Annotated in this window: 12 protein-coding genes; 11 read left to right on the forward strand and 1 reads right to left on the reverse strand. The window is 68.7% G+C overall.

Annotated elements, in window-relative coordinates:
- The 10 genes from argC (at position 1) to argH (ending at position 9,710) form a co-directional block, all read left to right on the forward strand.
- On the forward strand, positions 1-1,068 hold the full coding sequence (gene argC, locus AB0H00_RS21605; RefSeq protein WP_357268730.1) for an N-acetyl-gamma-glutamyl-phosphate reductase: 1,068 nt from the start codon (positions 1-3) through the stop codon (positions 1,066-1,068).
- Positions 1,065-2,297, forward strand: a complete 1,233-nt coding sequence (argJ, locus tag AB0H00_RS21610) for a bifunctional glutamate N-acetyltransferase/amino-acid acetyltransferase ArgJ (protein ID WP_357268733.1) — start codon at positions 1,065-1,067, stop codon at positions 2,295-2,297. Before argC ends, argJ begins: the two co-directional genes overlap by 4 nt.
- Positions 2,294-3,229, forward strand: a complete 936-nt coding sequence (argB, locus tag AB0H00_RS21615; protein WP_357268736.1) for an acetylglutamate kinase — start codon at positions 2,294-2,296, stop codon at positions 3,227-3,229. The genes argJ and argB overlap by 4 nt, the downstream gene beginning before the upstream one ends.
- The gene (locus AB0H00_RS21620; protein ID WP_357268739.1) at positions 3,226-4,428 is read left to right on the forward strand and encodes an acetylornithine transaminase; all 1,203 of its coding nucleotides are present in this window, start codon (positions 3,226-3,228) and stop codon (positions 4,426-4,428) included. The genes argB and AB0H00_RS21620 overlap by 4 nt, the downstream gene beginning before the upstream one ends.
- The gene (argF, locus tag AB0H00_RS21625; RefSeq protein WP_357268810.1) at positions 4,428-5,375 is read left to right on the forward strand and encodes an ornithine carbamoyltransferase; all 948 of its coding nucleotides are present in this window, start codon (positions 4,428-4,430) and stop codon (positions 5,373-5,375) included. The genes AB0H00_RS21620 and argF overlap by 1 nt, the downstream gene beginning before the upstream one ends.
- Positions 5,357-5,872, forward strand: coding sequence for an arginine repressor (locus AB0H00_RS21630; RefSeq protein WP_357268742.1), 516 nt, complete (start codon positions 5,357-5,359; stop codon positions 5,870-5,872). The genes argF and AB0H00_RS21630 overlap by 19 nt, the downstream gene beginning before the upstream one ends.
- Positions 5,873-6,009: 137 nt before the next feature.
- Positions 6,010-6,252, forward strand: a complete 243-nt coding sequence (locus AB0H00_RS21635) for a type II toxin-antitoxin system Phd/YefM family antitoxin (RefSeq protein ID WP_357268745.1) — start codon at positions 6,010-6,012, stop codon at positions 6,250-6,252.
- A complete protein-coding gene (locus AB0H00_RS21640) occupies positions 6,249-6,668 on the forward strand; it encodes a type II toxin-antitoxin system VapC family toxin (RefSeq protein ID WP_357268748.1) in 420 nt (139 codons plus the stop codon). The genes AB0H00_RS21635 and AB0H00_RS21640 overlap by 4 nt, the downstream gene beginning before the upstream one ends.
- A 298-nt stretch (positions 6,669-6,966) precedes the next feature.
- Positions 6,967-8,169 carry an argininosuccinate synthase gene (locus AB0H00_RS21645; protein WP_357268751.1) on the forward strand — a complete coding sequence of 401 codons (1,203 nt, stop codon included), beginning with the start codon at positions 6,967-6,969 and terminating at the stop codon, positions 8,167-8,169.
- Between the two features lie 119 nt (positions 8,170-8,288).
- Positions 8,289-9,710 (forward strand): argininosuccinate lyase, encoded by a 1,422-nt coding sequence (gene argH, locus AB0H00_RS21650; protein ID WP_357268754.1) that lies wholly within the window; start codon positions 8,289-8,291, stop codon positions 9,708-9,710.
- A gap of 74 nt (positions 9,711-9,784) precedes the next feature.
- Here the strand turns inward: argH and AB0H00_RS21655 are convergent, their stop codons facing one another.
- The gene (locus AB0H00_RS21655; RefSeq protein ID WP_357268757.1) at positions 9,785-11,050 is read right to left on the reverse strand and encodes a hypothetical protein; all 1,266 of its coding nucleotides are present in this window, start codon (positions 11,048-11,050) and stop codon (positions 9,785-9,787) included.
- Between the two features lie 123 nt (positions 11,051-11,173).
- Here AB0H00_RS21655 and AB0H00_RS21660 point away from each other — a divergent pair, with 123 nt between their 5' ends.
- Positions 11,174-11,497: a multidrug efflux SMR transporter gene (locus AB0H00_RS21660; RefSeq protein ID WP_357268760.1), complete on the forward strand. Its 324-nt coding sequence runs from the start codon at positions 11,174-11,176 to the stop codon at positions 11,495-11,497.
- Positions 11,498-11,589 lie beyond the last annotated feature (92 nt).

Below are 11,589 nucleotides of genomic sequence, written 5' to 3' on the forward strand. Positions count from 1 at the left end.
ATGGTTGATTCCTCGGATATGCCTCACCAGCCTGTCGTGCGGGTCGCGGTGGCTGGTGCGAGCGGATACGCGGGCGGCGAAGTGCTGCGCCTGCTTCTCGGGCATCCGGCCTACCGAGCCGGGCGCCTCGCCATCGGGGCGCTGACCGCGGGATCGAACGCAGGAGCCACGCTGGGGGAGTTGCAGCCGCATCTGCTGCCGCTTGCCGAACGGATACTCGCGCCGACCACGGCGGACGAGCTGGCCGGACATGACGTGGTCTTTCTCGGCCTGCCGCACGGGCAGTCCGCGGCCATCGCGGAGAAGCTGCCCGAGTCGACGGTGATCATCGACTGCGGTGCCGATTTCCGCCTCACCGACCCGGAAGCGTGGGAAAAGTACTACGGCAGCCCGCACGCGGGCAGTTGGCCCTACGGTCTGCCCGAGCTGCCCGGCGGCCGGGACAAGCTGCGCGGCGCGCACCGGATCGCGGTCCCGGGGTGCTACCCGACCGTGGCCAGCCTCGCGCTCGCCCCCGCCGTGGCGGCGGGCATCGTCGAGCCCGCCGTGCACGTGGTCGCGGTCAGCGGCACCTCCGGTGCGGGCCGCAAGCTGGACGTGGCGCTGCTCGGCACCGAGGTGATGGGCTCGGCGCGGGCCTACGGCATCGCGGGCGCGCACCGGCACACGCCGGAAATCGCGCAGAACCTGACGGCGGCGGGCGGCACGGACGTCGCCGTATCGTTCACCCCGGTGCTCGCACCGATGCCGCGCGGCATCCTCGCCACCTGCACCGCACCCACCCGTGTCGACGCCGCGCAGGCGCGCGCCGTCTACGAAAAAGCCTATGCCGACGAGCCTTTCGTGCACATGCTGCCGGAAGGCGTGCTGCCGCAGACCGGTTCGGTGCTCGGTTCCAACGCCGTCACGCTGCAGGTGGCGGTGGACGCCGGCGCGGGCCTGCTGGTCGTGATCGGCGCGATCGACAACTTGACCAAGGGCACCGCGGGTGCCGCGGTGCAATCGATGAACTTGGCCGTCGGATTCGACGAGACCGCAGGACTTTCCACCGTAGGAGTGGCACCGTGACGACAACCGCTGGGAGTACGACCGAGAGCGCGGGCGGCAAGCTGGTGCGCAACCAAGGCGTCACGGCGCCGCTCGGCTTCCGCGCGGCGGGCATCGCCGCGGGCATCAAGGCCAGCGGCAAGCCGGATCTGGCGCTGGTGTTCAACGAAGGCCCCGAATACGCGGCCGCGGGCGTGTTCACCAGCAACAAGGTGAAGGCGGCTCCGGTGCTGTGGTCGCAGCAGGTGCTGACCGGCAAGCAGTTGCGCGCGGTGATCCTGAACTCCGGCGGCGCCAACGCCTGCACCGGGCCCGCCGGATTTCAGGACACGCACCGAACCGCCGAGGAACTCGCCGCCGCGCTGAGCAATTGGGGTACCGAGACCGGTGCTGGTGAGATCGCCGTCTGCTCGACCGGACTCATCGGCGACCGGCTGCCGATGGACAAGCTGATTCCCGCCGTCACCGAGATCGTGCACGAGATGGGCGGTGGCCTCTCCGGTGGTTCGGACGCCGCGTACGCGATCATGACCACCGACACCGTGCCCAAAGAGGCGGCCTACCACCATCGCGACAAATGGAACGTCGGCGGCATGGCCAAAGGGGCGGGCATGCTGGCCCCCGCGCTGGCGACGATGCTGGTGGTGCTGACCACCGACGCCGCGGTCACCGCCGACCAGCTCGACCAGGCCCTGCGCAACGCCACCGAGCGCACCTTCGACCGGCTCGACGTGGACGGCTCCTGCTCCACCAATGACACCGTGCTGTTGCTGGCCAACGGCGCCAGCGAGGTCACCCCGAGCCAGGAGGAGCTCGATGCCGCCGTGCTCGCGGTCTGCGACGACTTGGCCGCCCAACTGATGGCCGACGCCGAGGGTGTCACCAAACGGGTGCTGATCACCGTCGCGGGCGCGGTCAGCGAGCACGAGGCGCTGGCCGCGGCGCGGACCGTCGCCCGCGACAGCCTGGTCAAGACGGCGCTGTTCGGCTCCGACCCGAACTGGGGCCGGGTGCTCGCCGCGGTCGGCATGGCGCCGGTCACGCTCGACCCGAACCGGATCTCGGTGTCGTTCAACGGGAACCCGGTGTGCCTCGACGGCGTCGGTGCGCCGGGCGCCCGCGAGGTGGACCTGTCCGGCGCCGACATCGAGGTGCTGATCGAGCTGAATGTCGGTGCCGCCCGCGCGACCATCCGCACCACGGACCTCTCGCACGGCTACGTCGAAGAGAACTCGGCCTACAGCTCATGACCAGTCAGGTGCTGCATACGCTCTCGGCGCTGGACAAGGCGCACGTCCTTGCCGGCGCGTTGCCGTGGCTGCAGAGGTTTCGGGACAAGATCGTCGTGGTGAAGTACGGCGGCAACGCCATGGTCGACGAGGAACTCAAGCGGGCCTTCGCCGCCGACATGGCTTTCCTGCGCACGGTCGGTGTGCGCCCGGTGGTGGTGCACGGGGGCGGCCCGCAGATCAGCGCGATGCTGAAGAAGCTCGGCATGCAAGGGGAATTCCGAGGTGGCTTCCGGGTGACCACACCCGAGGTGATGGACGTGGTGCGGATGGTGCTGTTCGGCCAGGTCGGCCGCGAACTGGTCGGGTTGATCAACGCGCACGGCCCGTATGCGGTCGGCACCTCCGGTGAGGACGCGGGGCTGTTCACCGCGACCCGCCGCACCGTCGATGTGGACGGCGAGCCGACCGACATCGGCTTGGTCGGTGACGTCACCGCGGTGAACCCGGATGCCGTGCTCGACCTGATCGGCGCGGGCCGCATCCCGGTGGTGTCGACGATCGCGCCGGACGCCGATGGCGTGGTGCACAACATCAACGCCGACACCGCCGCCGCCGCGCTCGCCGAGGGTATCGGGGCAGAGAAGCTGGTGGTGCTCACCGATGTCGAGGGCCTGTACACGAACTGGCCGGACCGGTCGTCGCTCGCGACGCGCATCGACACCGCCGAGCTGACGGAGTTGCTCCCCAGCCTGGACACGGGCATGGTGCCCAAGATGGAAGCCTGCCTGCGCGCCGTGCAAGCGGGGGTGCCGACCGCTCATGTGATCGACGGTCGCGTCCCGCACGCCGTGCTGCTGGAACTGTTCACCGGAGAAGGAATCGGAACGATGGTGACGCCCGCCCCGCTCATCCCGAGCGGGTCGCGGCCACTGGACGGAACGAAACAATGACGACAGCTGAACTGCGGAAGCGGTGGTCCGCCGCGCTGATGAACAACTACGGCACCCCCAAGGTCGCGCTGGTGCGCGGCGCGGGCGCAGTGGTCTACGACGCGGACGGGAACCGCTACCTCGATTTCCTCGGCGGCATCGCGGTCAACAGCCTCGGCCACGCGCACCCGGCGATCCTGGAGGCGGTTACCCAGCAACTCGGCACGCTCGGGCACGTCTCGAATCTGTATGCCAGCGAGCCGGTCATCGAGCTGGCCGAGCGGTTGCTCGCGCACTTCGGCGACGGCGAGGGCCGGGCATTCTTCTGCAACTCCGGCACCGAGGCTGTCGAGGCGGCGTTCAAGATCGCTCGGTTGACCGGGCGGCGCAAGATCATCGCCTGCGACGAGGCGTTCCACGGCCGCACCATGGGGGCGCTGGCTCTCACCGGGCAACCGTCCAAGCGGACGCCGTTCGAGCCGATGCCCGCGGGCGTCGTGCACGTGCCCTACGGTGACGCCGCGGCGCTGGACGCCGTGGTCGACGAGGACACCGCCGCGGTGTTCCTCGAGCCGATGATGGGGGAGAGCGGCGTGGTGGTTCCGCCGTTCGACTACTTGGTCACGGCGCGCGAGATCACCGCGCGCAACGGAGCGCTGCTGGTGCTCGACGAGGTGCAGACCGGTATCGGCCGGACCGGGACGTTCTACGCGCACCAAGCAGTCGGCGTCGTGCCGGACGTGATCACCCTGGCCAAGGGCCTCGGTGGCGGGCTCCCGATCGGCGCGGTGCTGGCCAACGGCCGGGCGGCCGAACTGCTCACGCCTGGCCTGCACGGCACCACCTTCGGCGGCAACCCGGTGTGCGCGGCGGCTGCCCTCGCGGTGCTGCGCACGATCGACGACACCGATTTGCTGTCGCATGTGCAGTCCGTCGGCAAGCGGCTCAGCGACGGCATCGAACTGTTGGAGCACCCGCTGATCGACCGGGTGCGCGGGGCGGGCCTGCTGCTCGGCATCGTGCTCACCGAGGACCTGTCTGCGCAGGTCGAGGCGCGGGCGCGGGCGGCGGGATACCTGGTGAACCCGGCCAAGCCTGACGTGATCCGGCTCGCTCCGCCGCTGGTGCTCACCGAGACCCAGGCCGACAACTTCGTCGCCGACCTGCCGGGGATCTTGGACGGCGCACTAGCGGACGCGAAAGGGGTTGCGGCGCAATGATCTCCGGGCCCTTGCGGCATTTCCTGCGAGACGACGACGTCAGCCCGGCCGAGCAGGCCGAAATTCTCGCGCTCGCGGCCGAACTCAAGAAGGCACCATTCTCCCGGCGCCCCCTGGAGGGTCCGCGCGGCGTCGGCGTGATCTTCGAGAAGAACTCCACTCGCACCCGGTTCTCCTTCGAGATGGGCATCGCCCAGCTCGGTGGACACGCGGTGGTCGTCGACGGTCGCGACACCCAGCTGGGCAGGGAGGAGACGCTCGGCGACACTGGCCGCGTGCTGTCGCGCTATGTCGACGCGATCGTGTGGCGCACCTTCGAGCAGGTCCGGCTGGACGAAATGGCCGCCAGCGCGACGGTCCCTGTGGTGAACGCGCTGTCCGATGAATTCCATCCGTGCCAGGTGCTCGCCGACCTGCAGACCCTCGCCGAGCACAAGGGCGACCTGATCGGCCGCAACCTCGCCTACTTCGGCGACGGCGCCAACAACATGGCGCACTCGCTGCTGCTCGGCGGTGTCACGGCGGGTCTGAACGTGACCATCGCCGCGCCTGCCGGTTTCGAACCGCTGCCCTGGATCGTGGAGGCCGCGCGTAAGCGGGCCGCCGACACCGGTGCCACCATTACGTTGACCGGCGATCCGGTCGCCGCCGCCGAAGGCGCCGACGCGCTGGTCACCGATACTTGGACCTCTATGGGACAGGAGAACGACGGCCTGGACCGGGTCGGCCCCTTCCGGCCGTTCCAGCTCAACGCCGGCCTGCTCGCGCACGCGCAGCCGGACGCCGTTGTGCTGCATTGCCTTCCCGCACACCGCGGCGAGGAGGTCACCGACGAGGTGCTGGACGGCCCGCACAGCGTGGTGTGGGACGAGGCGGAGAACCGGCTGCACGCACAGAAGGCGCTGCTGGTCTGGCTGCTGGAGCGACGATGCGGGAGCGCGGTGTGACCGAGGTCAGAGGCGGCCCGGCCATCGCGCGCACCCGCGCCGGTCGGCAGTCACGCATCGTCGAACTGCTCTCGGCGCACGCGGTGCGCAGCCAGACCGAGCTGGCGGCGCTGCTGGCGGCCGAGGGCATCGACACCACTCAGGCGACGCTGTCGCGGGATCTGGACGAACTGGGGGCAGTGAAGCTCCGTGCCGCCGACGGCGGTGCGGGCGTCTACGTGGTGCCCGAGGACGGCAGTCCCTTCCGCGGCGTCACCGGTGGCACCGACCGGTTGTCCAAGTTGCTCGGCGACCTGCTGGTCTCCACCGACTCCAGCGGCAACATCGCGGTCCTGCGCACCCCGCCCGGCGCCGCCCACTATCTGGCCAGCGCCCTCGACCGCGCCGCCCTGCCGTACATCGTCGGCACCATCGCGGGCGACGACACCATCGCTGTCATCGCGCGTGAGCCCCTCACCGGCGCGGAAGTGGCCGCCAAGATCGAGGAACTCGCCTGACGGTGCGGTGTCTCTCGGCTGTCGCCAGCAGTTCTGACCGCTAGGTGCGTGGTGGGCTGGCAGTCGATCGCGCAATCGACTGGCGCGCCGATGGCGAACTTCCTAATGTAGGTAAGTACCTACTTAGGGAGGTCTCTATGACCACGATGAGTGCGCGTGAGTTCAATCGCGACGTGAGTGCGGCCAAACGCGCCGCTGTCGAGGGCCCGGTCGTGATCACCGATCGTGGCGCGGAGGCTTTCGTGCTGCTATCGATCGAGGAGTATCGGAGGTTGCGCGCGGACAGTCAGGACATTGTGGAGCGGTTGAGCATGGAGGATGACGACATCGACTTCGATCCGGCTCAGTTGACCGTCGAGTTGAAGGTTCCGCGGCTGTGACATTCCTGCTCGATACGAACGTCCTGAGTGAACTGCGGAAGTCCTCTCGTGCGGCGAATCCTTCGGTTCGGGCCTGGATGGCAGGCCGGAGGCCGTCCGAGCTGTATATGAGCGTCGTCACTGTACTGGAGATCGAGGTTGGCATCGGTCGAGTCGAACGACGTGACTCGACGCGGGGGAAGCGGCTGCGAAGGTGGCTGGAGGACGACGTGCTCGATGTGTTCGCAGGCCGGATTCTGGGGATCGACCCGGCCGTCGCGCGTCGCGTCGCGCGGCTGCACGTGCCGGACCCGCGCCCCGAGCGTGATGCCATGATCGCCGCTACGGCGAGCGAACACGGCATGACGCTCGTGACGCGGAACGTGAAGGACTTCGCTCCGATGGACGTGCCGGTGATCAATCCTTGGGAGTCGTGAGCACGCCCATCGGCATTGCCGGTCGGGCGTCTGGATGGCCTCGCCGGGATGCGTCACCGGCGTGGTGCTGCGGCAGGGGGTGGTGAGGCAAGAGGTATTGCCGACGGGTTCGTCAGTCTGAGCGGGTGGCGCACGCCAGCCCCGGTTGTGAATGGGATTGCATCGTCGTGCATAATCATTTGTAGCACGACGTGGGCGAGCCGAGAGTGGTCTCGAGGCGTCGGGGCCGGGCCGCGCCCGCCGCTCGGACCCGCCATACTGCTGGTACACCTACCGAAAACCGAGGAGCACACAGAACATGTCCGAGCGCGTCGTACTCGCCTACTCCGGTGGGCTGGACACCTCCGTGGCGATCAGCTGGATCGGCAAGGAGACCGGCGCCGAGGTGGTGGCCGTGGCCATCGACCTCGGCCAGGGTGGCGAGGACATGAACGTGGTGCGTCAGCGAGCGCTGGACTGCGGCGCCGTCGAGGCGATCGTGGTCGATGCCCGTGACGAGTTCGCCACCGAGTACTGCCTGCCCACCATCCAGGCCAACGCCATGTACATGGGCGAGTACCCCCTGGTCTCGGCGATCAGCCGCCCGCTGATCGTCAAGCACCTGGTCGAGGCCGCCAAGTTCCATGGGGCCAGTACCGTCGCGCACGGCTGCACCGGCAAAGGCAACGATCAGGTCCGCTTCGAGGTCGGCATCGGCGCGCTCGCGCCCGACCTGAACGTGATCGCCCCGGTCCGCGACTACGCGTGGACCAGGGAGAAGGCCATTGCCTTCGCCGAGGAGAACGCGCTGCCGATCAACGTCACCAAGAAATCCCCGTTCTCCATCGACCAGAACGTCTGGGGCCGTGCCGTCGAGACCGGCTTCCTCGAGGACCTGTGGAACGCTCCGACCAAGGACGTCTACGACTACACCTCCGACCCGACCGTCAACTTCGAGGCGCCGGACGAGCTCATCGTCACCTTCGACAAGGGCGTGCCGGTGGCCATCGACGGGCGCCAGGTCAGCGTGCTCGAGGCGATCGTCGAACTGAACCATCGCGCGGGCCGCCAAGGCGTCGGCCGCCTCGACATGGTCGAGGACCGATTGGTCGGCATCAAGAGCCGCGAGATCTACGAGGCGCCCGGCGCCATCGCGCTGATCACCGCGCATCAGGCCCTCGAAAACGTCACCATCGAGCGCGAACTGGGCCGCTACAAGCGGCAGGTCGAGCAGCGCTGGGGCGAGCTGGCCTACGACGGCCTGTGGTTCTCCCCGCTCAAGCGCGCTCTGGACGCCTTCATCGGCGACACCCAGCAGCATGTCTCCGGCGACATCCGAATGGTCCTGCACGGCGGCTCCGCCGTGGTCAACGGTCGTCGCTCCGAGCAGTCGCTCTACGACTTCAACCTGGCCACCTACGACGAGGGCGACACCTTCGACCAGTCGCTGGCCAAGGGCTTCGTGCAGATCCACGGCTTGTCCTCCAAGGTCGCCGCCCGCCGTGACCTGAGCCAGAAGTAGTCCCACGCGCGCCGGTGCACGGACGCGCACCGGCGCGCTGTCGGCTACCGCCACAGTCGTAGTCTCGCAAATCCTCATCACCCAACTAGTACGGCCTGAAGGCTCGGAGAGGCGGACCAGTGACGCAGAGCGGCAGCACGAACCAGGGTGCGCTCTGGGGCGGGCGATTCGCCTCCGGGCCCGCCGAGGCCATGGCCGCGCTGAGCAAGTCGACGCACTTCGACTGGGCTCTGGCCCCATACGATATCCGTGCGTCGAAAGCACACGCGCGGGTGCTGCACAAGGCGGGGCTGCTCTCCGACGGCGACCTGTCGGGGATGCTGGCCGGACTGGATCGGCTTGCGGCGGATGTGGATTCGGGTGTGTTCCGGCCCGCCGACTCGGACGAGGACGTGCACGGCGCGCTGGAGCGCGGGCTGATCGAGCGAGTGGGCGCCGAGCTCGGCGGCAGGCTGCGTGCGGGCCGTTCGCGTAACGACCAGGTGGCCACCTTGTTCCGGATGTGGTTGCGCGACGGTGTGCGCCGGGTCGCGGCGGGTGTGCTCGCGGTGGTCGACGCGCTCGTCGCTCAGGCCGCGGCGCACCCGGACGCGGTGATGCCGGGCAAGACGCACCTGCAGGCCGCCCAGCCGGTGCTGCTGGCCCACCATCTACTCGCCCACGCCCACCCGCTGCTGCGCGACCTTGACCGGCTGCGCGACTTCGATAAGCGGGCGGCGGTGTCGCCCTATGGTTCCGGCGCGCTGGCGGGCTCCTCGCTCGGACTCGACCCGGAGGCGATCGCCGCGGACCTGGATTTCGACGCGGCCGCCGCCAACTCGATCGACGCCACCTCGGCGCGGGATTTCGCCGCCGAGGCTGCCTTTGTGCTCGCCATGATCGGCGTAGACCTGAGCCGGATGGCCGAAGAGGTGATCCTCTGGAGCACACCGGAATTCGGCTACATCACCCTGGCCGACGCGTGGTCCACCGGCTCTTCGATCATGCCGCAGAAGAAGAACCCGGACGTCTCCGAGCTCACCCGCGGCAAGGCCGGCAGGCTGATCGGAAACCTCACCGGACTGCTGGCCACCCTCAAGGCGCAGCCCCTGGCCTATAACCGTGACCTGCAGGAGGACAAGGAGCCCTTGTTCGATTCGGTCGCCCAGCTCGAGCTGCTGCTCCCGGCCATCGCGGGCCTTGTCTCGACACTGACCTTCCACACCGACCGTATGGCCGAACTCGCGCCCGCCGGTTTCACACTGGCCACCGATATCGCCGAATGGCTTGTCCGCCAGGGTGTTCCATTCCGTGTCGCGCATGAGGCGGCAGGCGCCTGCGTGCGTGCCGCCGAATCCCGCGGCGTCGGCCTCGACGAGCTCACCGACGAGGAGTTCGCCGCCATCGACCCCGCGCTGACCGGAAGAGTGCGTGAGGTTCTCACCGTGCAGGGCTCCATCGCGTCTCGGGACGCCCGCGGCGGAACCGCGGGCGTGCAGGTCGCCTCCCAGCTCGAGGAGGTACGGCGGGCGGCGGCCGAGGCACGCGCCTGGCTGGGCTGACTCAGCGGGGCCGTGCGGAGCCGGTATTCGGAGCGAATGTCCCTGTTCGGCGAATGACGTCGAGTCGATCGGCCCTACCAGGTGATGGTGATATCGGCGCCGCTGAACAGGAGATCGCTTCGCCGCGTGGTGCGACTCGCCTCCGGGACGAGTTCGGCCTCCGGCGCGAGTTCACGTAGCTGCCGGAGGAACACTTCGACGGCGAGCGTGGCCATGCTCTTGCCCGGGCAGACGTGCCTGCCGAACCCGAAGGTCAACGGCAGCTTGCCGGTACCCTGCAGATCCGAACAGTCGGGAAAGGCCTCCGGGTCGCGGTTGGCCGCGGCGAACATCACCAGCACCGGTCCCGCCGGGAGTCGAGTGCCGCTTCGCAGGACGACCGGTGTCTTGACATGACGTTTCCACGCCACGAGTCCGGGGTCGAGCTGGAGGATCTTCGCGGCAACCCGTCCGGAGCCTTCCGGGTCGGCGAGCAGATCCCACCACGCCCGGTCCGGGTCCGTGAGCAGCCGCTGCACCCCTTGCTGGATGCTGCCGCTCACGGTGTGCACACCGGCGGCGAGGGAATTCGCCATGGCCGACACGGCGATTCGGTGGGAGAGCCCGGCGTCGCGAAGCCTGCGCGCGAATCCGGTCGCCGCACTGCCACGGCCCTCCCGGACCGCCCGGCCGCTCACGGTGAACAACCATCCGAGTGCGGCGACAGCATCGGCCAATTCGCGGCCGCGCATGACGCGGCCGAGTAGTCCCGATTGCGCGCCGCTCCATGCCGCCACGTGTGGCCAGTCCGACTCGGGCAACCCCACGGCCGCACCGCACGTCCGTGCGGCGTATGTCATCGACAATGCCGTGACGTCGAGGTGTGTGCCGGGTCGGTAGCCCGAATCGCGCACCGCGTCGTGGAAGTGCTCGACCATGGCGGCGGCACGGTGCGGCCGGTCGCCGGGGGAGATCGTGAAGTGCCCCGACGGACCAGCCATGGTGTTCCACACGCGCTTGTGCAGGCGGTCGTCGGTCAAGTTGGCGGTCGCCTTGGCGGGCGGCGGAACCAGGTGCCGGACGAAATGCGGGATGGCCCGCGGAGTCGCCACGATCCGCGCGTAACCCACCAGCGGATCCAACGAATTCGCGTTGGATAACCCGGGAGTGGCCGCGTCCAGCACCTCGCGCACATCGGCGTACTTCCAGATCATGCGTAGTCCGGATGGGTGCCGATAGGTCGGCTCCGGCCATTCGTGCAGTAGCCGATAGCGTTCGTCGCGTTCCGCGAACGATATTTCGTTGCAGGTCAGCGTTTCGAAGGGAAACTCAACCACCGCGACGTCTTGCCTGCCGATCATTTGCCAGATCGTATGCTCCGCGATTGCCCCGGTCCTACCGGTGTTCCCCACCTTGGGGAGCTGGGTGGCGTCCGGCGCAGGGCATCGCTCTGTGTGGTGCGTGGAACTGGCTACGCTGCGGCGATGACCTTGCTACTGCTCGCATTGGCCATCGCGTCCGAGGTGACCGCGACCGTTTCGCTGAAGCTCTCCGACGGGTTCAGCAAGCTCATACCCTCGTTGGTAATGGTCGTCGGCTACAGCGCGGCGTTCTTCTTCCTATCCCAGGCGTTGAAGCGCGGCATGACGATTGGGGTGGCGTACGGCATCTGGTCGGCGGTGGGTGTCGCCGCGATCGCGGTGATCGGTGTGCTGTTTCTGGGCGAGCGGCTGACCGTGGTCCAGGTCGGCGGAATCGGGCTGGTGATCCTCGGTGTGCTGGCGTTGGAACTCGGCGGCGCACACTGAGCCTTTCCGGGTAGCGGCGTGTCGGGGTCAGGTCGTTCGGCCGTGTTCGATATGCAGCAGTACCAGGGCGGCGGCCACGATGTTGCCGATGC

This window comes from Nocardia sp. NPDC023852 (genome assembly GCF_040639505.1).
Taxonomy (GTDB): Bacteria; Actinomycetota; Actinomycetes; order Mycobacteriales; family Mycobacteriaceae; genus Nocardia.

What these genes read in the sequence shown, in the direction of transcription:
- AB0H00_RS21660 (WP_357268760.1), top strand. Translation starts at nt 11,174, where the DNA reads ATGACCTTGCTACTGCTCGCATTGGCCATCGCGTCCGAGGTGACCGCG.
- AB0H00_RS21630 (WP_357268742.1), top strand. Translation starts at nt 5,357, where the DNA reads ATGCGGGAGCGCGGTGTGACCGAGGTCAGAGGCGGCCCGGCCATCGCG.
- AB0H00_RS21635 (WP_357268745.1), top strand. Translation starts at nt 6,010, where the DNA reads ATGACCACGATGAGTGCGCGTGAGTTCAATCGCGACGTGAGTGCGGCC.
- argC (WP_357268730.1), top strand. Translation starts at nt 1, where the DNA reads ATGGTTGATTCCTCGGATATGCCTCACCAGCCTGTCGTGCGGGTCGCG.
- argB (WP_357268736.1), top strand. Translation starts at nt 2,294, where the DNA reads ATGACCAGTCAGGTGCTGCATACGCTCTCGGCGCTGGACAAGGCGCAC.
- AB0H00_RS21620 (WP_357268739.1), top strand. Translation starts at nt 3,226, where the DNA reads ATGACGACAGCTGAACTGCGGAAGCGGTGGTCCGCCGCGCTGATGAAC.
- AB0H00_RS21655 (WP_357268757.1), bottom strand. Translation starts at nt 11,050, where the DNA reads ATGATCGGCAGGCAAGACGTCGCGGTGGTTGAGTTTCCCTTCGAAACG.
- AB0H00_RS21645 (WP_357268751.1), top strand. Translation starts at nt 6,967, where the DNA reads ATGTCCGAGCGCGTCGTACTCGCCTACTCCGGTGGGCTGGACACCTCC.